Here is a 19,825-nt window from a genome sequence, read left to right on the forward strand (position 1 = left end):
AACTCCATACTTTTATCGAATGTGTTTTTGATATATCAAAAGTTACAGAGCAAAAAATGCCGAACCCGAAAACGGGCGGCTTTGAGGTAGAGCGGTGTTGTTATGAATGCGATTAATTTCGTTGTCCGTACACGTACGGGTGCGATCGAGCGTGGTGTAGTTGGTGCGGAAGATCAGGGCTATCTGATCGACGCCGCAGGTGGCCGCGAAATTTCTCTCAACCTTCAAGCATCGGACCTGCGGGGCTATGACCGTGCCGGGAATGATTTGCAGATCACGCTTGCCGATGGGCGGGTGATCATCCTTGAAGATTACTTTGGCGATGGTGGCGTGAGCCGACTGTTCCTGAGCGCTGACGGCGTGTTGAGCGAAGTCGCCTTCGCCCAGGGCGATGGTGGCGCGCTGTTCGCGCAATATGCGGATGTGGCTGCATGGGGCAAATGGAGCCCGGACGATTCCCTGATCTTTTTTGACCGCGCAGACGTTGTAGCAGGTGATCTTGTTGCCGCCGACAGTGAAGGCGGTGTGTCGATGTTGGCTGCCGGGCTTTTGGCGGGCGGTGGCATGATGCCATGGCTTGGCGCGGGGGCGGCGGTTGCTGCGGGCGCTGCTGTTATCGGCGGTGACGGCGATGGCGGTGGCGGCGGTGGTGGCGGCAGCCTTGTCGACAACGAGGGTGAAACCGGCGGATCAAATGCGCCAACCGTGAATGACGGTGAATTCGTGATCGGCGGCGATGGTCTGACCGACGAAGACAGGTCTGTTCTTGTCAGCGGGACCGCCAACGAAGGCGACACCGTTGTTGTGGTTGTCGGCGACAAGACTCAGACAACGACGACTGGTTCAGACGGCAAATGGGAGGTGATCTTTACCGGTCCAGACTTCCCATCAGACGGAACATATATCGCAGACGTGACCGTGACAGGTGAAGACGGCGAGACCACGTTGGTCGGTCCCGATGTCATCATCGACACAACGCCTCCGCCCTTGGCCATCACCAGCGGGACAACCGCCAGTGGCGAAATCATCACCGAGATCGAATTTGACGGTGGCGCAACGGTCACCGGCACAACCGAGGCTGGCGCGACTGTTGTTCTGATTGCAGGCGGCGTGAGCCATGTGGCGGACGTGGATGCGCAGGGCAACTGGAGCGTCACGCTGTCCAGCTCGACATTTGAGCGTGGCGAATACATCGCCGACATTCAGGTGATTGCGACCGACAGCTTCAACAACTCGACCACCGTTAATGATGGAATCGAGATTGACACCGTGTCCGGCGTGACCGTGAACACCACGACCATTGAAACCGACGGTATCATCAACGCGGACGAGCGCACGGATGGGGTCGAAGTGACCGGGACAACCGATCCTGGATCAAACGTTGTGGTCGAAATGAACGGCTACACCCGCACTGCAACCGTGGATGCGCAGGGCAATTGGTCGGTCACCTTTATCGCCACCGAAATTCCGGTGGGCGAACGGAATATGACCATCAATGCCACCGCAACCGACGAGGTGGGCAACGTGAGCAACGCCTCCGGTGAGGTGCGTCTGGACACATGGGTCCGCAACTTTGACATCACCAGCCAGGCGGGCGGGTCCGACGGTATCGTGAACGCCGAAGAGGCGATGCAGGGCATGACCGTGACCGGCACAACCGAGCCGGGCGCCACTGTGTCTGTGTCGCTGGGTGGCGTGTCGCGCGCGGCCAGTGTGGACGCCAATGGCAACTGGACCGTAACTTTCATGGCGGCCGAGCTGCCGTCGGGCGAGCAAACCGCGACCTTGCGGGCAAGCTCAACCGATCCGGCCGGCAACACGGCTGTGGAAACGCGCAACGTGGTGTTCGACACTGATGCGGGTCTGCTGACCATCAGCTCTGCCCCGGTTGAGACCGATGACATCATCAACAACGCCGAAGCGTCGGATGGCGTGACCCTGACAGGGACATCGACACCGAACCAGATGGTTGAGGTGACGCTGGATGGCGTGACCAAAACCGTACAGACCGACACTGTCGGCATCTGGCGCGCGACCTATAACGCGGGTGAAATTCGCCCCGGTGAATACGAGGCGCAGATCACAGCCTATACGGTCGATGCGGCAGGCAACTCGCTGACGCGGACCGACACTGTGATGGTCGACACCTTTGTGCGCAACTTTGCAGTGAGCGCGGATCCAGTGACGGCGGACAACACCGTCAACGATAGTGAACAGGGCCGGGGTGTGACGCTGAGCGGCACAACCGAACCCGGTGCCAGTGTGACTGTTGTGGTCGAAGGCGTCAGCCGCACGGCAAGCGTCGATGGCTCTGGCAACTGGACCGCGACCTTCTCGGCGCTGGATATCCCGGATGGCACGTACACAACCACGGCTCAGATCAGCTCGACCGACCTTGCCGGTAACACGGCGACCACAACCAAGACCTTCCAGGTTGACACAGAAGTGGTGCCGCTCACCTCGACAAGCCAGCCCGGCGGCAGCGACGGTGTGGTGAACGAGGCGGAATCTTCGCAGGGCTTTACCCTGACGGGCCAGGTCGAACGCGGATCAACCGTGAATGTCACCATCGGTGGCCAGCAGATGACAGCCCAGGTCAGCGCCAGTGGCGCATGGTCGCTGGCTGTTCCCGCAGCCGTCATCCCGATGGCCGATGGCGAAAGCGTGTCGATCCTGATTGCGGCAACCGATCAGGCGGGCAACACCAAGTCGATCACCGAAACCATGGTGGTGGACAACGTGGCCCCGGACGCACCGGACATGACAGCGGTCTTGTGGGATCAATCGCAGGCACCGCGTGGGATTATCCTTGAAGCCTCCGATCATGACGTGTCCATCGTGCGCGTCGGCGCGGGCGGTGTGCAGGCGGTTGGCTTTAACGAGCAGGACTTGAACGGCGGCAACGAAACCAACTTCTCTTTCAGCAACGTGGTGCCTGACGGCTCGCATCTTGTGGTCACCGCAACAGACAGCGCGGGTAACAGCACCGGCACCTATGTCGTGTTGGGCGACCCGGATGTCAGCCGCAGCAACGTGAGCCTTACAAGTAATGTAGGGGGGCGCGAGATCGACGTTATCGACCTCGAGTTCACCGAAGAGGCGACGCTGACCATCACCGAGGCGCAGATCATCGCGCTGACAGGCGAAGACAACACGGTCAAGGTTCTGGGCAACTCGGACGAAACCGTTCGCATCACCGGAGCGACCCGAACCGGATCGCGGTTCGAGGATGGTGAGAATTTCAACGTCTACGAGTTGGGTGATGCCACGATCCTGATCGACGACGACATCAACAACGTTTCAATCTGATAAAGAGGACAGTTTTGTTCGGGCCGTTGCGGTGACGGCCCGAGCCCCAAAAAACAAAAGCCAAAGAGGCGGGGGCTCATACGACATGAGGCACAATAAAAGGGCCATGGCAGGGGCGGTGCTTGCGATAACGGCTCTGTCGGGATGTATGCAGGATATGGGGCAGGGGACCGTTTCGCGGTTTCTTCAGCCGCACTCATCGACGGATGTGGTCGGTGCAAATGAAACGCAGGTTGCCCAATCCAAACCGGCTGTGACGCAAGAGGCGTCTCCGATCATTGCAGACCTTGCTGCGCGTCAGAGCGTTCTGACGGCTGGCTCTCCCTATGCGCAGGTCGCCGCCGGGGTTCTGGCGGCGGATGCACGCGTTGCCGAGGCAGAGCTGCAAGTGGCGCAATTGCGGGCCGAGGCGGCCTCAAAGAACTGGTGGCCGACGATTTCGCCGCGCGTCAGCCTTACGTCGCTTGGGGATCTGGTGGCGGATCTGGTGATCAACCAAGTCCTGTTCGACAATGGCCGCAAGCAAGCGGAACGCGACCTGGCCAAGGCCGATGTCGAGATGGCCGCCGTTGCCCTGTCCGAAAGCAGCAATGACCGGGTCTATGACGGGCTGGTCCTGTATCTTGAGGCCGAAGAAGGCCGATCCGCCAACGATCTTTATGGTCAGGCTCTTAAGGATATGGGCCATTTCGAATGGGTTATGAACGAGCGCGTCAAAGGCGGCGTGTCGGATTTCTCGGACCTGAATGTCCTGCAACAAAAGCTTGCTGATCTGCGTTCCCGTGATGCGGCCGCGCGTGAAAAGACCATGCGCGCCATGGCCGAGCTGAACGCGATGTCTGCGGTTTCTTTGTCGGATCAGCGCGGATTGCGCGGCATGGGGTCGACTCCTTCCGACACATCCCTATCCGTGCTTCGTGCGATGGTGGACCGCGACCGACAGCTTGCACAGGCCAAGATTGCCCGTGCGGCCCATCTGCCCGGCCTGTCTGCGGGCGGCAGCCTGCGCAACGGGGGGGAGGGGCTTGGCCTGAGCGTCAGCACCGAACACATGCTGGGCATTGGCACGGGCGCGTCGCTTGCGGCGATCGAGGCAACCAAACTGACCGCAGAGCGCAGGGTGACCGAGGCGCGCGATATCTCGGCCCGCGCCATTGAGGCCGACCAGCGCGATCTTGCCGCGCTCAAACGGCAAGCCGCCGAGGCCGAAGGGCTGACCGCGCAGGCCAAGGCCAATCTGGACCTGTTTCAGCGCCAGTATGATGCGGGCACGCGTCAGGTGATGGATGTGGTCAGCGTTTATGAAACTTTCTTGCGGTCGTTGGAAAAACAACTCGACCTGAAATACCGGGCCGCCCGCGCCGAGCTGGATGCAGCCAAGCGTTTGGGTGTTCTTGCGGATGGAGCAAAGATTTGAGTGGTGTGAGTAACATCACCCTCCTGACAGGGCGCGCGAAAGACGCGGTCCTTCGGATGGTGCCGCAGGGGGTTAAGCCTGCAAATGAACCCAAACGCGCCCCGCGTTATACCGACCGGGTGCGCGCCCGCACCGAACTGATCCGCACCTATGCGGGCCGGTTGGGGCTGACCACGGTGGCGGCGGATGTCAACGAAGCCATCGGTCTGCACCAAGACGCGGATGGCACGGTGGGCGAAGACGCGCTGATTGCGGGGGCAAAAGCCGCCGGTCTGTTGGTGCAGGGGCTTCATGTGCCGCGCCCGACGCCGGACCATTGGCCGGCCATTGCATTGATGTCCAACGGGCAGGCGGTGTTGGTCTTGGGGCAGGACCGGATGACCCTGACGATCTGGGACGAATCCGCCAAGGACAAGGTCGAACGCGTGGACGTTGCGGAATTTGCGCCGTTCTACAGCGGCGTTCTGATCCGGGGCGAAGCACCTGTGCAGACGCTTGTCAGCACGCATGCCGATACAGGCGACAAGGCGCATTGGTTCTGGGGCAGCTTTTCCAACTACACCCGCCAGTTTGGCGAGGTCGCGGTGGGGTCGTTTGTCGCCAACGTGCTGGCCCTGTCCGTCGCGTTGTTTTCATTGCAGGTCTATGACCGCGTGATCCCGCACCAGTCTTCTGCCACGCTTTGGGTGTTGGCGATCGGGGCCGCGATGGCGCTGATGCTCGAGGCATTCCTCAAGGTTGCGCGATCCACGCTTTTGGACGGGGCCGGTCGACAGATCGAAACCGGCGTTCAACAGACCCTTCTGAACCGTTTGCTTGGCATGCGGTCCGATGCGGCGGGGCGGTCTCCGTCCCAGCTTTTTGCGTCGATGCGCGAATTCAGTTCCGTGCGCGAGTTCTTCACCGCGGGCACAGTGGGCGCTTTGGCGGACATCCCGTTCATCGCGCTGTTCCTTCTGATGGTGTGGTCCATCGCGGGCAACGTGGTCTGGGTGCTTCTGGCTGGTGCGGTGTTGATGGTTTTGCCGGGGTTCTTTTTGCAAAAGAAGATGATCCGCATCACCCGCGAAATGCAGGGGGCCTCGACCAAGCAGTCGCGTCTTTTGAATGAAGCTGTGACCGAGCTGGACACGATCAAGACACAGCGTGCCGAAGACCGTTTTGCGCGCCAGTGGGAAGAACTGACCTCGGTACAGGCGCTGAAATCGTCCGAACAACGCCGCCTTGCCGCTGCCCTGACCTTCTGGAGCCAAGGCGTACAGCAAGCGACCTATGTCGGGGCGGTGATTGCGGGCACCTATCTGGTATTTGCGGGCGAATTCACTGTCGGGTCCATCATTGCGGTGGGTATCCTGACCTCGCGGACGCTTGCCCCGCTGACACAATTATCCGGCATTATGGCACGTTGGGGCAACGTCAAGGCGGCGCTTGATGCGCTGGATGGCATTGCCGATTTGCCGCAGGACCGGTCCGATACCCGCAAATACCTGCGCCGCGAAAAGCTGCGTGGCAAGTTCGAGCTGCGCGAAGTCAGTTTTCGCTACGATGCCGAAAGCCCGAATGTGGTGGATATCCCGACCCTCGTGATCCAGCCCGGCCAAACGCTGGCCATACTGGGCACCAACGGGTCGGGCAAATCTACCTTGCTCAAGATGTTGTCGGGTCTTTACGCCCCCACCGCCGGGGCGATCCTGATTGATGGTACCGACATGAACCAGATCGACATGCGCGATATTCGCCGGTCGCTGGGGTATCTGGGACAGGACGTTCGGTTGTTCCACGGAACGCTGCGCGACAACCTCAATCTCAACATGCTTGAACGCGATGACGACCGCCTGTTCGAGGCGCTGGATTTTGCCGGGCTTGGGCCGTTCATCAAGGGGCACCCGATGGGGCTTGACCTGCCGATCAGCGATGGGGGTGAAGGTCTTTCCGTAGGGCAGCGCCAGTCTATCGGATGGGCGCGGCTGTGGTTGCAGGATCCCGATATCTGCCTGTTGGATGAACCGACAGCAGCACTGGATCAGACGCTTGAAAAGACGCTGATCTCCCGGCTGGAAAGCTGGTTGTCCGACCGCACGGCGATTGTTGCGACGCACCGTGTGCCGATCCTCGCCCTTGCCGACCGCACCAGCGTTCTGGCGTCGGGGCGGCTTGTCGTGGATGGACCGCGCGATCAGGTGTTGGATCACCTGCGCGCCGGGCAAGGAGCGTAACCCATGGCTGTCAGCACCACCGATCTGTCGTCACAACTGGGCCGCCGCCTGCGCGGACCGTCGATGATCATCTGGCTGTCCGGCGCGGCGGTGTGGCTGTTCATCATCTGGGCCGCCTATGCGTGGATCGACGAGATTGTGCGCTCGGAAGGAGAGTTCATTTCGACGTCGCGCCCGCAGATCATTCAGAACCTCGAAGGCGGTATTCTGGCCGAGCTGCTGGTCAAAGAGGGTGATGAGGTGATGCAAGGCGATGTGCTTGCGCGTCTTTACGGCACGCAGTTCCGGTCTTCGGTGGATGATCTGGAAGATCAGATCACCGCGCTGGAAATCCGCCGTTTGCGGATTGAGGCCGAGATGGCCGGGCTTGTGCAGTTCAGCATCCCGACTGAGCTGGCTCAGCGCAGCCCCGAGATGGCGGCGTCGGAACAGGCGTTGCTGGCGGCGCGTCAGCTTGACTTCAATTCCCGTCATGACGGGGCCCGCAGGGTGCTGGCCCAAGCGGCGCAGGAAAAGGAGTTGATGGAGAACCTTCTGGACAAAAAGGTTGTCGCCCTGATCGAAGTGACCCGCGCGCGCAAGGCGCATGCGGATGCGCAGATCAAAATGGACGAGATCATCACCCAGACCGAGCTTTTGCGCGCGCAGGAATATTCCGAGACTTTGAAAGAGCTGTCGACCTTGCGGCAAAACCTGCGCTCCTCGCAGGATCAGTTGAACCGGACGGTTCTGGTCAGCCCGATGCATGGTGTGGTCAACAAGCTGGGTGTGACCACGATCGGCGGCGTGGTGCGGCCGGGCGAGGAGATCCTTCAGATCATCCCGCTGGGCGAAGAGCTATATGTCGAAGCCAAGGTCGCGCCGGAAAACATTGCCCGCATTCGCCCTGGTCAGGAAGCCACGATCAAACTGTCGGCCTATGATTTTACCATCTACGGATCGCTCAAGGGGCGGGTCGATGTGATCTCGGCAGACACGTTCAAGGACGAACGCCGCCCGGAGGCGCCGGTGCATTACAAGGTGACAGTGCGGGTCGACAAAACCTCGCTCAGTGACCGGCAGCGGCATCTCGAAATCCGTCCCGGCATGCAGGCCAGTGTTGAGCTGCACACCGGCGAAAAGACGGTTCTGCAATATCTTCTCAAACCGCTGTACAAAACCCGAGAGGCGCTGCGCGAACCCTAAGGACAGGGCGGGCGCGCCCGCCCTGTCAGGGTGTCTCGCCTGCGGCTCGAGCTTTTGGAGGCGTGACGCGCAAGACGGCGTCGGGATTATGGCGTGTGGTGTGTTTGCATATTTGAAAAAAGAAGAAGACGGGACGTGGTCCACCCCACCCAAGTCACCCTGTTCGAGCGAGGCTCTTGGTCCACCTCGGGTTGGGGCTTCTCCTTTTACGGTCATCGGCATGCCTGCCTGTACCGTAAGGGCATCACTATTCGGTCAAGGTTAATTGAGAGTTAAGGCGCATGCGCCACCTGCTGCTTCTTCTTTTTTCAAATATGCAAAAGCGCGGGTGAAAAACGCGAAACCTATTGTGGTCAGTCCGCGGTGTCGATCCAGATCGTGACCGGCCCGTCATTCAGCAGCCGTACTTTCATATCTGCGCCGAAGCGGCCTTTGGCGACCGCGATACCTTGCGCGGTCACCTGAGAAGCGAAGTATTCGTAGAGACGATTGCCGTCCTCGGGCGATGCTGCGGTGGAGAAACCGGGCCGATTGCCGCGCGATGTGTCTGCTGCGAGGGTGAACTGGCTCACCACCAACGCGCTGCCCTCGATGTCGCGCAGAGAGCGGTTCATGCGTCCCTCGTCGTCTTTGAAAATGCGTAGCTTGGCAATCTTCGCCGCCAGTTTGTCGGCTTGCGCCTCGGTGTCGCCCTGCATGGCGCAGATCAGGATCAGCAGGCCTGCGTTTATCTCGCTCAGCACCTCTCCGTCCACGGTGACGGATGCTTCGGACACGCGTTGGATCAGCGCGCGCATTCAGGCGGCGAGGCCTTTGCTGCCAATATCAAGGAATTTGCGGCGACGGTCTGCGACAAGTTTTTTCGGCTTCATGTCGGACAGGTCTTTGAGCATGCTGCGCAGGGCGTTGCCGACGGATTGGATTGTCTGTTCGCGGCCGCGATGTGCGCCGCCCAGCGGTTCCGAGATCACCTGATCAGCGACGCCAAGATTAAGCAGGTCTTGTGCTGTAAGGCGCAGGGCTTCGGCGGCTTCGCGCATCTTTTCGGCGTCTTTCCAGAGGATCGACGCGCAGCCTTCGGGCGAAATCACCGAATAGACCGAGTGTTCGAGCATTGCGAGCCGGTTGGCAGTGGCAAAGGCGACGGCGCCGCCTGATCCGCCTTCGCCAATCACGACCGAGATCACGGGCACACCGATTTGCAGGCATTTTTCGGTCGACCGCGCGATCGCTTCGGACTGGCCGCGCTCTTCTGCGCCTTTGCCGGGAAAGGCACCGGGGGTGTCCACCAGCGTGATCACCGGCAGGCCGAACCTGTCGGCCATATCCATCAGGCGCACGGCTTTGCGATAACCTTCGGGGCGCGCCATGCCGAAATTACGTTGCAGGCGGCTTTCGGTGTCGTGGCCTTTTTCGTGGCCGATCACCATCACCGGCTGGTCGTCGAACCGGGCAAGGCCGCCCATCACGGCGTTGTCGTCGGCAAAGTTTCGGTCACCTGCAAGTGGCGTATATTCGGTGAACAGCGCCTCGATATAGTCTTTGCAATGCGGGCGTTCGGGGTGACGGGCGATCTGGCATTTGCGCCAGGGCGTCAGCTTTTTATACAGGTCTTTGAGCAGGGCGTTGGCCTTGGCGTCAAGTGCGCGGGCCTCGTCTTCGATGTCCATCTCGTCATTCTTGCGCGCCATCGCGCGCAGTTCTTCTGCTTTGCCTTCGATCTCGGCCAGCGGTTTTTCAAAATCGAGATAGTTTGTCATTGCGTGCGGTCGCCCTGTTGCCTGCGGCTGGCGGTTTATATGGCCGTCCGGGCAGGGATTTGCAATCAGATGTGGCTCAGGTCCAGATCACCGGGATCAATGACGCCACCAGCAACGCCGCCATGGCCCAGTTGAACGCGCGCAAGCGGTTGGGGCGGTTCAGGAGGCGGCGCAGCTGTTGGCCCAGAAGCGTCCAGCTTGTGGTTGAGAGACATCCCATGGCGACATAGGTGCCCGCGACCCAAAGCACCGCGGCCAGATCGCGGCCGGTGGCGTAAAGCGTGATTGCGCCTAGCGCCATGGACCATGCCTTTGGGTTGACCCATTGAAATGCCGCCGCCTGGAGGAAGGTCAGGGGTTTGCTGCCGGACTTGGGCGCGCCATCGGGCGGGGCGGCATTGGCGATGCGCCATGCGAGATAGAGCATGTAGAGCACCGACAGCACTTTGAGGATCGTATAGGACGGCGGCCAAAGGTCGAAGATCTGCATCACGCCCAGGCCCACGGGGACGATCATCATGGGAAAGCCAAGGCCGACGCCAAGCATATGCGGGAGGGATCGGCGGATGCCAAAATTGGCCCCCGAGGTCATCAGCATCAGGTTGTTCGGTCCCGGGGTGATCACGGTGACGAGGGCAAAGCCCGCTAGGGCGAAGAAGAGATCAGGTGTCATGATGTGCAATATGTGTCGAATGTCAGGCTTGAAGGTTGCGAATTTGGTGTGAGTGCGGGTAAAGTTTGCAATAAATGAGCGACCTTGATCACATTGACCACCAGATATTGCGCGTTCTGTCGAGTGACGGGCGGATCAGCAACCTTGCCTTGGCCGACCGGGTCGGTCTGTCTCCGTCGGCCTGTTTGCGCAGGGTCAGCGCGCTCGAACGCGCCGGGGTGATTGCGGGCTATCGTGCGGTGCTGAGCCCGGAAAAGACGGGGGTGGGGTTCGTCGCCTATGTCACTGTGGGGCTCAGCCAGCATACCAAGGCTGCACAAGAAGCGTTTGAGCGGGCGATCTCGCGCAGTCCCGAAGTGAAGGAATGCCACAACATCACCGGAGCGGTGGAATACCTGTTGCGGGTCGAAGCCGCGGATCTGGCGGCATACAAGCATTTTCACACCGATGTTCTTGGGGTTCTGCCGCAGGTCAATGCGATCACGTCTTATGTGGTGATGGGATCGCCCAAGGATGACCGGGCGTAAGACATGCATATCCCGCATGCCGAGACTGCGGATTTGACTCTGGTCCTGACGCATTGATCTTCTTAGGTATTTGAGCAGGGAGGGACATTGAATATTGGAATGGCCCGATGACATCCACACCCGCGTCTGCGTCGCAGACCCCCACCGCCGAAGAAGCGCTGCGCATTTTGAACGAAGCATGGGCGTATTACACGCCGCTGCCCAAGCTTGTGACCGAACGCAACAGCCAGCCATCCCCGGTGTTTGACGAATATTATGCAGCCTGAAAGTTGGCTGTCGGACCTGCGGTCTTTTGCTTCGGCAAAGGGCCGCTGATCCCGAATTTGGGCAATTGCCTTGAATCGGGAGGTGTTGCACATCGGCGGGATGAAAAAACTCCGTGCCTGTCTCGTTATGTTGTCGCTTTTGGTGGTGCCTGTTGCGTGCGGAGTGACATCGCCGCCCGCGCCTGAGCCCCCGGCGCAGATGCTTTCGCTGTATCCAAATGAAACACCTGAATTGCGGCGGCAGATCGTGGATGCTGCGACGCGCAACGATGTGCCTGTCGCACTGGTGCAGCGTGTTGTGATCCGCGAAAGCACGCACCGGCCCGACGCGCGGAACGGGCCCTATTATGGCCTGATGCAAATCCTGCCTGCCACCGCCCGGTCGATGGGGTTCCGGGGGGCGCCTGAAGACCTTCTGGATGCGGAAACCAACCTGAAATACGCAGTGCGCTATTTGCGCGGGGCATGGCTGGTGTCAGGGGGAGATGAGAGTGAGGCAGTGATGTGGTATGCGCGCGGTTATTATTTTGATGCCAAGCGTCTGGGGCTGTTGGATGAGACCGGCGCACATGGGCGCAAGGTTTGGCCAGACTGATCTTTACGGTTTATCAACCTGGGGCAGAGAATCTTCGTACGAAGATTCTAGGGACGCACCATAAAATTCTGGCCATCCAGTTCTGGTCTGGCCTTTGACCCAAGAAGGCCCCTTGCCGGGGACCTTCTGTCATGTCGGCGCCGATGGCGCAGGTGTCAGTTGGACGCCGCGATCATCTCTAATTGACGCACGATCACCTCGGCCTGTTTGATCGACGCGATGTCCACAAGGCGTCCTTTGTAAACCGTGGCCCCTTCGCCTTTGGCCTTGGCCTCGTCCATTGCGGCCAGGATTTCGCGGGCTTCTGCCACGGCGGCCTCGGACGGGGTGAAGACTTCGTTGGCCAGTGTCACCTGTTTGGGGTGAATGGCCCATTTGCCCACCATCCCAAGGGTTGCCGACCGCAATGCCTGCGCGCGGTAGCCTTCGTCATCCGAGAAATCGCCGAACGGGCCATCTACGGGCAGCACGCCATGGGTGCGGCAGGCGGCGACAATGGCGGCCTGTGCCCAATGCCACGGATCAGACCAGTGTTTTTGGCCGTCTTGCAGCATGTAGTAGTTTTCCTGCGTCCCGCCGATCCCGGTGGTCTGCATGCCCATGGAAGCGGCGAAATCGGCGGCGCCGAGGCTCATTGCTTCAAGGCGGGATGAGGCGGCGGCAATCTCTTCGACATGGGCGATACCTGCGGCGGACTCGATGATCACCTCAAACGCGATGCGCTTGGTCCGGCCCTTGGCCGCTTCGATCGCACTGACCAGCGCATCGACGGCATAGAGATCTCCGGCGCATCCGACTTTGGGGATCATGATCTGGTCGAGCCGCTCTGGCGCGCGTTCCAGAAGATCGACCACATCCTGGTACCAATACGGTGTGTCGAGCCCGTTGATCCGCACGCTGAGCGTTTTGTTGCCCCAGTCGATGTCGCCAATGGCCTGAAGGATATTCTCGCGTGCACTGTCCTTGTCGGATGGTGCGACGCTGTCCTCCAGATCGAGGTTGATGACGTCTGCATCCGACTTTGCCATTTTTTCAAAGATCGCCGGACGCGAGCCGGGGCCGAACAGCTGGCACCTGTTGGGACGTGCGGGCGGAGTGGGCTGGATGCGAAAGGACATGGGGCGCCTCTTGGTAAGGATATTTCGTTTTTTGACGTCTTTGAGTTATGAAATTGCGCAAGTTTCTGCAAGTGCATTTTGCACCTGCGGAATCGTCGCTGCTGTGCAGCGTGATCACGTTGCGCAAGAATCTTCGAGTATTGCGCGAAGATGCGCAAAAAAATTGTGCAAGAGGCGGCATATGCGCCTGCCGAGGCAATGCACTTGATCCGGAGGGATGTCATTCTGCCCATAAGCAGATCGGACTCCAGGGGGCCATAATGATCAAAACACCATATCTACTGTTTTTGGGCGATGCGCCCGACGGGTTGGCCGCGAAAGTGGCGCAGGGCATCAAGGACTGGCGTCCGGAAAACTGTGTCGGGCAATACCGGATGGAGGGCTGCAAAGCCGATCTTGGCTTGGCCGATATGACATTGGCCGAGGCCAATGCAGCGGGGGCCAAGACGCTGGTGATCGGTGTCGCCAACCGGGGTGGCAAGATCAGCCCGGCGTGGAAAAAGGTGTTGGTGATGGCGCTTGAGGAAGGGTTTGACCTTGCCTCTGGGTTGCACAACCTGCTGCGCGATGAACGTGATCTGGTGGCCGTGGCCGAAGCGACGGGTCGCGCCTTGCATGATGTGCGCGTGCCCGAGGTGGACTATCCGATTGCCGACGGCGTCAAGCGGTCTGGCAAGCGCGTGCTGGGTGTGGGCACCGATTGTTCGGTTGGTAAGATGTATACCGGGCTCGCGCTCGACACATCCATGCGCAAGGCTGGAATGAAAAGCACCTTCCGCGCGACCGGGCAGACAGGTATCTTGATCACCGGGGACGGTGTGCCGCTTGATGCGGTGGTGGCGGATTTCATGGCCGGGTCGATCGAATGGTTGACCCCGGACAATGATCCCGACCATTGGGATGTGATCGAAGGTCAGGGAAGCCTGTTTCACGTGTCTTTCTCGGGGGTGACTCTTGCGTTGATCCACGGTGGGCAACCGGATGCGTTGATCCTGTGCCACGAGCCGACGCGGACCCATATGCGCGGATTGCCGGGCTATGATCTGCCCTCGCTTGAGGCGCTGCGCGATACGGCGCTGCCTTTGGCAAAGATTGCCAATCCAGATTGCGTGATTGCAGGTATTTCGATCAACACACAGCATATGGGCGAGGCAGAGGCGGTGGCCTATCTGGCAAAGCTGGAGGATCAGATGGGGCTTCCTGCCGTCGATCCGTTCCGGCAGGGTGCGGATCGGTTGGCCGAGGCTTTGGCGGTGCTTTGACGGCCCACGCCGTTGCGCTTGTGGCCCGGTTGCATGTGCATATTTGTAAAAAGAAGAAACAGGGGACGAGCCCATGATTGACGTGTCGCGCGATGTGTTTCGGCTGGCGCAGGTCTTTACGATCTCGCGCGGAAGCCGGACGGAAGCCAAAGTGTTGACCGTGCGGATCACGCGGGGCGGCGTGACGGGTTGGGGCGAATGTGTGCCTTATGCGCGCTACGGCGAGACCTTGGAGAGTGTCGAGGCGCAGATCCGGTCATTGCCCGAGGCGATCGACCGGGCGGCGTTGCAAGACGCGTTGCCTGCGGGTGCGGCGCGGAATGCTGTGGATTGTGCGCTTTGGGATCTGGAGGCGAAACAGGCAGGGTGCCGGGTTTGGGAGTTGGCTGGATTGGTGGCACCTGGGCCAGAGGTGACGGCCTATACCTTGTCGCTGGACACGCCCGAAGCGATGCAGGCGCAGGCAACGCAGCATGCGCATCGGCCCTTGCTCAAGATCAAGCTGGGCACGCCGGATGACATGCCGCGTCTTGAGGCCGTGCGGGCGGGCGCGCCGGGTGCCCGGATCATCGTCGATGCCAATGAAGGCTGGTCGGCCGGGGTCTATGCTGATCTTGCACCACATCTGCTGCGGCTTGGTGTGGCGCTTGTTGAACAGCCATTGCCCGCAGGTGAGGATGATGCGCTGCTGGGTGTGACGCGTCCTGTGCCGCTCTGTGCGGATGAAAGCTGTCATGATCGTGCATCGCTGGCTGCGCTCAAGGGCAAGTATGACATGGTGAACATCAAGCTCGACAAAACCGGGGGGCTGACCGAGGCGTTGGCCTTGCGCGATGCGGCGCGCGCCGAAAGCTACGACGTGATGGTCGGGTGCATGGTGGGATCGTCGCTGGCGATGGCACCGGCGGTTCTGGTAGCGCAGGGGGCGGCGATCACGGACCTTGACGGGCCGCTGCTTCTGGCCGAAGACCGCGAGGAACCATTGCTGTTTGACGAGGCGGGCGTGCATCCATCGGTGCCCGGTCTCTGGGGATAAGGAGAACCACACATGACCCGCACCGTATTTGTGAACGGAGATTATCTGCCCGAGGACAAGGCGACCGTGTCGATCTTTGACCGGGCCTTCCTAATGGCGGACGGGGTTTATGAGGTGACAAGCGTTCTGGGTGGCAAGCTCATTGATTTTGCGGGTCATGCCAAGCGGTTGGAACGGTCGTTGAACGAGCTTGATATCAAGAAACCGGCGGTGTTTGACGACCTGCTGGAGATCCACCGCGAACTGGTCAAAGTGAACGGTATCGAGGATGGTCTGGTCTATCTCCAGATCACGCGCGGCGCGCCCGGAGACCGGGATTTCGTCTTTCCCGATCCAGAGACAACGGAACCGACCGTGGTGCTGTTCACCCAGAATAAGCCCGGACTTGCGGACAGCCCCGCTGCCAAGATCGGGATGAAGATCATCTCGATCGAGGATGAACGCTGGGGCCGCCGGGACATCAAGACAGTACAGCTTCTTTATCCGTCCATGGGCAAGATGATGGCCAAGAAGGCCGGTGCGGATGATGCGTGGATGGTGCAGGACGGTCATGTGACCGAAGGCACCAGCAACAACGCCTATATCATCAAGGGCAACACCATCATCACGCGTGCGCTGTCGAACGACATTCTGCATGGCATCACCCGCGCTGCCGTGCTGCGGTTTGCCAAAGAAGCGCAGATGAAGGTGGAAGAGCGCAACTTTACCATTGATGAGGCGAAGGGCGCGGATGAGGCGTTCATCACCTCGGCCTCGGCCTTTGTGATGCCGGTGATCGAGATTGACGGCGTGGCGCTGGGCGGTGGGGTTCCGGGGGCACGCACCGCACGCTTGCGCGAGATTTACCTCGACGAAAGCCGCAAAGCCGCGATCTGACCCATGGGCGCTGTGCCAGAGCGGGACAGCTATGATGTTGTGATCGTTGGTGGGGCGATCATGGGATCGTCTGTTGCGTGGTTCCTGACGGATTTGGGGTTCGAGGGGCGTATTCTGGTCATTGACCGGGATATGAGTTTTGCGCGTAGCGCGACGGCGACATCGACCTCGTGCATACGGCAACAGTTTTCGACAGCGTTGAACGTAAAGATCAGCCAGTTCGGGGCGGAGTTCGTTACCCATCTGCGCGGGTTTATGGGCGGCGATATGCGGGTGCCCGAGATCGGTATTCGCAGTTTCGGCTATCTCTATCTGGCAGATAACGCAGCCTTTGCGGATGACCTGCGCGCGCGGGCGGGGGTTCAGCTGGCGGCAGGTGCGGCGACGCGGTTGCTGACACCGGACCAGATTGCGCAAGCCTACCCGTTCTATGCGCTGGACGACATCGTTCTGGGGTCGATCAACACCGAAAACGAAGGCTATTTCGACAGTATGGCCGTGTTTGAATGGCTCAGGCGGCAGGCGCGCGAGCGCGGTGTTGAGTATGTCGAGGCCGAGGTGACCGGTATGGATATGTCAGGCGGATCGGTGCAGGCCGTGCGCTTGGCGAGTGGCGCGCGCATTGCCTGCGGGCAGGTGATCAACGCCGCCGGGCCGCGCGCGGGACATGTGGCCGCGATGGCGGGGATCGACCTGCCGGTGGAGCCGCGCAAGCGATATTCCTGGGTGTTCAAGGCCGAACAGCCTTTGGATCGGGATTTGCCTCTGACGATTGATCCGTCGGGCCTGCATGTGCGCGAAAACGGCGGTGGCACCTATCAGGCGGGTGGGCATTTCGGCGATGACCCTGCGGTTGCGTTTGACGATTTCGAGATGGATCACGGGCTTTGGGAGGCCGAAGCCTGGCCCCTTTTGGCCGCGCGCATCCCGCAGTTCGAGGCGGTTCGCCTGACCCATAGCTGGGTTGGGCACTACGAGATGAACGTTTTTGACCATAACGCGGTTTTAGGTCCGCATCCCGATCTGGGTAATCTGTTGTTCATAAATGGATTTTCGGGACACGGGCTACAACAGGCCCCGGCAATGGGGCGCGGTTTGGCGGAATGGATGTGCCACGGCGGGTACCGCACAATTGACCTGAGTGCGTTCCATTATGACCGGCTTTTGACTGGTGTGCCGCAAGTTGAAAAAGCGGTGATCTAAAGCGGATCAACTTCGAGCCAGACGCCGCCTTCGGGGCGCAGTGTGAGGATCATCACCGGGTTTGGATCAACGCCTTTAACCGATTTGAAACGGAATCGCCCCAGCAAGGTGGCGAGGATGATCACGGCTTCTTGCAGGGCGAAACTGGCACCGATGCAAATGCGCGGGCCATCCCCGAAGGGCAGATAGGCGTAGCGATCGGGTTTTGCGCCATGTGCCCAGCGGTCGGGGTTGAATTGGTCGGGATTGTCCCAAAGTTGGTGTGACCGATGGAGGGCATAAATTGGCAGGATAACCGTATCGCCGGGATGGACCTGCGTGCCGCACAGCGTGTCTTGGGCAAGGGCCGTGCGGGATACGATTGCGGCTGGCGGGTAAAGCCGCAGCGCCTCGTCTATGATCCGGCGGATATAGGGCAGATTGGCAACGTCTTTGGCGGTGGCCGCGCGACCCATGAGGACCGTCTGTGCCTCATGGCTGGCACGGGTCTGCACCTCTTGGTCGAAGGCGCACAGGTAAAGCGACCATGCCAGGGTCAGCGCGGTGGTTTCGTGTCCCGCGACGATAAATGTCAGCAGGTTGTCGCGGATTTCTTCGGTGCGCATCCGGCGTCCGGTTTTCGGGTCTTCGCCGTCCAGCAACAGGTCAAGCAGGTCTGGCATGGCAGAGGACCGATCCGCCTGTCGCCCGTCAATCACGCGGTCTGCGGCGGCTTTCATGTCGCTCATGCCGTTTGCTTTTTGGCCGCGCCCGGGACGCGGCAACCAATCGGGCAGGCCAAGCACGTCGAACAAGGACACCTTGCCGGCCTCGGTGATATAAATGTCGATGGCGCGGTGCACAGCGGCGCGGTCAAATCCGGTATCGCCCGAGAACGTCACGTCCGAGATCACGTCAAACGTGGTGTTGATCATTTCGTCCAACATGTTGATTGCGCGGTTGCCCACTTTGGCGATCCGGTCAGCGGACCGATCAGCCGCGCGGGTCATCACCGGGGCAAGCGCGGTCACGTTGCGATGCGAAAAGGCGGGCGCTGCGCTGCGCCGTTGCCAGCGCCAATGCGCGCCCTCGGCAATAAACAACGACTCGCCAATTGCGGGACGCAGCAAATTTTTCGTGACTTTGGATTTCGGGTAGCGGTCGACCGCTTCCAGCAAAACATGCCGGATCGCAGCAGGGTCGGTCACCATGTGCCAGCGCGTGCCGCTTTGTCCGGACACAATGGGCTGATGCGTGGCGGCTTCGGGGATGATGGTCAAAAGGTTCTCGCGGGACGCCTGCCAGCTTTGCAGGATCGTCAGCGGTGCGCGTGCAAGTGCGGCGCGCACGGGCAGCGGGGCGGTTTCGACCGCAGGGGTTGGCTGTACCGAAGGGACTGGATTGTGATGCATGTCACCGAAAAGTTAGGTCTGCGCGGCGTCGCGGCCAGTGCCGTCGCGTTGCGCCGCCCCAGAGGCTGGGCTAAACAGGGCCGGATGATAGGTCCGGGGGACGCAATGCGCCGCTTTTTCGTTGTTCTGCCACTGATTTTTGCGCTGGCCGCCTGTGCCAGTTCCACCCGCGATCTCGAAGGGCCGACCGATCCTCTGGGCGATTTCAAAATCGGCCATATCGGCGTGGTCGCCCCCAACCTTCAAAAGCTTCTGGTGTCGCGCGACGCCACGCAAGAGGAATGGATCGAAGAGGTCACAAAGGCGCTGGGCGATCGGTTTGGCCGCTTTGAGGGCGGCAAGTTTTACCATCTTGGTGTGAGTGTCGAAGCCTATTCCCTGCCGCCCCCCATCATACCGGGCAAATCTGCGGTGGCGTTGAACGTGACGCTTTGGGATGATGCGGCGCAGGCCAAGATGAACGCAGAGCCCAAGCAGATTCAGGTGATCAAGGTGTTCGAATCCCGCATCTCGAAAAACCGCGACGAACAGCTTACCGGCCTCGCCGAAGAGGCCGCGCGTCTGGTCGAAGTCTGGTTGCGGGAAATGCAACAAAGCGATGGCTGGTTTGGCGGTGCGACTGTGCCGGAAGGTCAGGCCACAAGTCCTGCATTGCAAGGCAACACATTGCCAGAGCAGGTAAATTTAGTCGGCGCAGTAGCAGGTGCGCGAGACGCGAATGCGGCGGTTCCCGCGCGGTAAGCATCGGTTCACACACCTGGTTTCTGGGCTGGAACATCTTTGCCCGCTCACTTTGCAGCGGAGCCTATACGCGATCCCTCAATTGGGCTTGATTTTCCGCGTGTCTGCGAATAGATCGCCCGCGATGAAAACCGGGTCGGGTGGACCCCCCAAGTCACGAGGCGTCTGAACAGATGGGCAAGGAAAAGTTTGAGCGCGGTAAGCCGCACTGCAACATTGGCACGATTGGTCACGTTGACCACGGCAAGAC

The 19,825-nt window shown here is 60.4% G+C and carries 17 protein-coding genes and 1 pseudogene; 13 read left to right on the top strand and 5 right to left on the bottom strand.

What is annotated here, in order from left to right:
- Positions 1 to 102 precede the first annotated feature (102 nt).
- The 4 genes from ACSHXH_RS10915 to ACSHXH_RS10930 all read left to right on the top strand — a co-directional run bounded on the left by ACSHXH_RS10915 (position 103) and on the right by ACSHXH_RS10930 (position 8,127).
- Positions 103 to 3,309: an Ig-like domain-containing protein gene (locus ACSHXH_RS10915; RefSeq protein WP_435671823.1), complete on the top strand. Its 3,207-nt coding sequence runs from the start codon at positions 103 to 105 to the stop codon at positions 3,307 to 3,309.
- A gap of 157 nt (positions 3,310 to 3,466) precedes the next feature.
- The gene (locus ACSHXH_RS10920) at positions 3,467 to 4,726 is read left to right on the top strand and encodes a TolC family protein (protein ID WP_435671824.1); all 1,260 of its coding nucleotides are present in this window, start codon (positions 3,467 to 3,469) and stop codon (positions 4,724 to 4,726) included.
- A gap of 56 nt (positions 4,727 to 4,782) precedes the next feature.
- Positions 4,783 to 6,942 carry a type I secretion system permease/ATPase gene (locus ACSHXH_RS10925; RefSeq protein ID WP_435671846.1) on the top strand — a complete coding sequence of 720 codons (2,160 nt, stop codon included), beginning with the start codon at positions 4,783 to 4,785 and terminating at the stop codon, positions 6,940 to 6,942.
- A 3-nt stretch (positions 6,943 to 6,945) separates the two neighbouring features.
- Entirely contained in the window at positions 6,946 to 8,127 is a 1,182-nt protein-coding gene (locus ACSHXH_RS10930; RefSeq protein ID WP_435671825.1) for an HlyD family efflux transporter periplasmic adaptor subunit, read from the top strand.
- 353 nt (positions 8,128 to 8,480) lie between these two features.
- On the opposite strand, the gene dtd is transcribed toward ACSHXH_RS10930, so the two are convergent.
- From dtd to ACSHXH_RS10945, 3 genes are all read right to left on the bottom strand, one after another.
- Positions 8,481 to 8,924, bottom strand: a complete 444-nt coding sequence (gene dtd, locus ACSHXH_RS10935; protein ID WP_435671826.1) for a D-aminoacyl-tRNA deacylase — start codon at positions 8,922 to 8,924, stop codon at positions 8,481 to 8,483.
- Positions 8,925 to 9,887: an acetyl-CoA carboxylase carboxyltransferase subunit alpha gene (locus tag ACSHXH_RS10940; RefSeq protein WP_435671827.1), complete on the bottom strand. Its 963-nt coding sequence runs from the start codon at positions 9,885 to 9,887 to the stop codon at positions 8,925 to 8,927.
- A 76-nt stretch (positions 9,888 to 9,963) separates the two neighbouring features.
- Positions 9,964 to 10,560, bottom strand: coding sequence for a LysE family translocator (locus ACSHXH_RS10945; RefSeq protein ID WP_435671828.1), 597 nt, complete (start codon positions 10,558 to 10,560; stop codon positions 9,964 to 9,966).
- 74 nt (positions 10,561 to 10,634) lie between these two features.
- On the opposite strand from ACSHXH_RS10945, the gene ACSHXH_RS10950 reads away from it, so the two are divergent.
- The 3 genes from ACSHXH_RS10950 to ACSHXH_RS10960 all read left to right on the top strand — a co-directional run bounded on the left by ACSHXH_RS10950 (position 10,635) and on the right by ACSHXH_RS10960 (position 11,948).
- The gene (locus tag ACSHXH_RS10950) at positions 10,635 to 11,087 is read left to right on the top strand and encodes an Lrp/AsnC family transcriptional regulator (RefSeq protein ID WP_435671829.1); all 453 of its coding nucleotides are present in this window, start codon (positions 10,635 to 10,637) and stop codon (positions 11,085 to 11,087) included.
- A gap of 107 nt (positions 11,088 to 11,194) precedes the next feature.
- Positions 11,195 to 11,353: a hypothetical protein gene (locus ACSHXH_RS10955; RefSeq protein ID WP_435671830.1), complete on the top strand. Its 159-nt coding sequence runs from the start codon at positions 11,195 to 11,197 to the stop codon at positions 11,351 to 11,353.
- Between the two features lie 100 nt (positions 11,354 to 11,453).
- Complete coding sequence (locus ACSHXH_RS10960) at positions 11,454 to 11,948, top strand: transglycosylase SLT domain-containing protein (protein ID WP_435671831.1); 495 nt, start codon at positions 11,454 to 11,456, stop codon at positions 11,946 to 11,948.
- A 155-nt stretch (positions 11,949 to 12,103) separates the two neighbouring features.
- Here ACSHXH_RS10960 and ACSHXH_RS10965 read toward each other — a convergent pair whose 3' ends face one another.
- Positions 12,104 to 13,066, bottom strand: coding sequence for an L-malyl-CoA/beta-methylmalyl-CoA lyase (locus ACSHXH_RS10965; protein ID WP_435671832.1), 963 nt, complete (start codon positions 13,064 to 13,066; stop codon positions 12,104 to 12,106).
- Between the two features lie 260 nt (positions 13,067 to 13,326).
- Here ACSHXH_RS10965 and dgcN point away from each other — a divergent pair, with 260 nt between their 5' ends.
- From dgcN to ACSHXH_RS10985, 4 genes are all read left to right on the top strand, one after another.
- Positions 13,327 to 14,328 carry an N-acetyltransferase DgcN gene (gene dgcN, locus ACSHXH_RS10970; protein ID WP_435671833.1) on the top strand — a complete coding sequence of 334 codons (1,002 nt, stop codon included), beginning with the start codon at positions 13,327 to 13,329 and terminating at the stop codon, positions 14,326 to 14,328.
- A gap of 73 nt (positions 14,329 to 14,401) precedes the next feature.
- On the top strand, positions 14,402 to 15,364 hold the full coding sequence (dgcA, locus tag ACSHXH_RS10975) for an N-acetyl-D-Glu racemase DgcA (RefSeq protein WP_435671834.1): 963 nt from the start codon (positions 14,402 to 14,404) through the stop codon (positions 15,362 to 15,364).
- Positions 15,365 to 15,376: 12 nt separating this feature from the next.
- Complete coding sequence (locus ACSHXH_RS10980) at positions 15,377 to 16,240, top strand: D-amino-acid transaminase (protein ID WP_435671835.1); 864 nt, start codon at positions 15,377 to 15,379, stop codon at positions 16,238 to 16,240.
- 3 nt (positions 16,241 to 16,243) lie between these two features.
- Positions 16,244 to 17,443: an NAD(P)/FAD-dependent oxidoreductase gene (locus tag ACSHXH_RS10985; RefSeq protein WP_435671836.1), complete on the top strand. Its 1,200-nt coding sequence runs from the start codon at positions 16,244 to 16,246 to the stop codon at positions 17,441 to 17,443.
- Here the strand turns inward: ACSHXH_RS10985 and ACSHXH_RS10990 are convergent.
- A complete protein-coding gene (locus tag ACSHXH_RS10990; RefSeq protein WP_435671837.1) occupies positions 17,440 to 18,834 on the bottom strand; it encodes a cytochrome P450 in 1,395 nt (464 codons plus the stop codon). The genes ACSHXH_RS10985 and ACSHXH_RS10990 overlap by 4 nt on opposite strands.
- 105 nt (positions 18,835 to 18,939) lie before the next feature.
- On the opposite strand from ACSHXH_RS10990, the gene ACSHXH_RS10995 reads away from it, so the two are divergent.
- Together ACSHXH_RS10995 and ACSHXH_RS11000 are read left to right on the top strand one after the other, a co-directional pair.
- Complete coding sequence (locus ACSHXH_RS10995; RefSeq protein WP_435671838.1) at positions 18,940 to 19,575, top strand: hypothetical protein; 636 nt, start codon at positions 18,940 to 18,942, stop codon at positions 19,573 to 19,575.
- A 173-nt stretch (positions 19,576 to 19,748) separates the two neighbouring features.
- Positions 19,749 to 19,825, top strand: a pseudogene (locus ACSHXH_RS11000) (GTP-binding protein); the annotation flags it as partial.

It is taken from the genome of Marivita sp. (assembly GCF_051251565.1).
GTDB lineage: Bacteria > Pseudomonadota > Alphaproteobacteria > Rhodobacterales > Rhodobacteraceae > Marivita.

What these genes read in the sequence shown, in the direction of transcription:
- ACSHXH_RS10940 (WP_435671827.1), bottom strand. Translation starts at nt 9,887, where the DNA reads ATGACAAACTATCTCGATTTTGAAAAACCGCTGGCCGAGATCGAAGGC.
- ACSHXH_RS10980 (WP_435671835.1), top strand. Translation starts at nt 15,377, where the DNA reads ATGACCCGCACCGTATTTGTGAACGGAGATTATCTGCCCGAGGACAAG.
- dgcA (WP_435671834.1), top strand. Translation starts at nt 14,402, where the DNA reads ATGATTGACGTGTCGCGCGATGTGTTTCGGCTGGCGCAGGTCTTTACG.
- ACSHXH_RS10985 (WP_435671836.1), top strand. Translation starts at nt 16,244, where the DNA reads ATGGGCGCTGTGCCAGAGCGGGACAGCTATGATGTTGTGATCGTTGGT.
- ACSHXH_RS10965 (WP_435671832.1), bottom strand. Translation starts at nt 13,066, where the DNA reads ATGTCCTTTCGCATCCAGCCCACTCCGCCCGCACGTCCCAACAGGTGC.
- ACSHXH_RS10920 (WP_435671824.1), top strand. Translation starts at nt 3,467, where the DNA reads ATGGGGCAGGGGACCGTTTCGCGGTTTCTTCAGCCGCACTCATCGACG.
- ACSHXH_RS10995 (WP_435671838.1), top strand. Translation starts at nt 18,940, where the DNA reads ATGCGCCGCTTTTTCGTTGTTCTGCCACTGATTTTTGCGCTGGCCGCC.
- ACSHXH_RS10990 (WP_435671837.1), bottom strand. Translation starts at nt 18,834, where the DNA reads ATGCATCACAATCCAGTCCCTTCGGTACAGCCAACCCCTGCGGTCGAA.
- dgcN (WP_435671833.1), top strand. Translation starts at nt 13,327, where the DNA reads ATGATCAAAACACCATATCTACTGTTTTTGGGCGATGCGCCCGACGGG.
- ACSHXH_RS10915 (WP_435671823.1), top strand. Translation starts at nt 103, where the DNA reads ATGAATGCGATTAATTTCGTTGTCCGTACACGTACGGGTGCGATCGAG.
- ACSHXH_RS10930 (WP_435671825.1), top strand. Translation starts at nt 6,946, where the DNA reads ATGGCTGTCAGCACCACCGATCTGTCGTCACAACTGGGCCGCCGCCTG.
- ACSHXH_RS10950 (WP_435671829.1), top strand. Translation starts at nt 10,635, where the DNA reads ATGAGCGACCTTGATCACATTGACCACCAGATATTGCGCGTTCTGTCG.
- dtd (WP_435671826.1), bottom strand. Translation starts at nt 8,924, where the DNA reads ATGCGCGCGCTGATCCAACGCGTGTCCGAAGCATCCGTCACCGTGGAC.
- ACSHXH_RS10945 (WP_435671828.1), bottom strand. Translation starts at nt 10,560, where the DNA reads ATGACACCTGATCTCTTCTTCGCCCTAGCGGGCTTTGCCCTCGTCACC.
- ACSHXH_RS10955 (WP_435671830.1), top strand. Translation starts at nt 11,195, where the DNA reads ATGACATCCACACCCGCGTCTGCGTCGCAGACCCCCACCGCCGAAGAA.
- ACSHXH_RS10960 (WP_435671831.1), top strand. Translation starts at nt 11,454, where the DNA reads ATGAAAAAACTCCGTGCCTGTCTCGTTATGTTGTCGCTTTTGGTGGTG.
- ACSHXH_RS10925 (WP_435671846.1), top strand. Translation starts at nt 4,783, where the DNA reads ATGGTGCCGCAGGGGGTTAAGCCTGCAAATGAACCCAAACGCGCCCCG.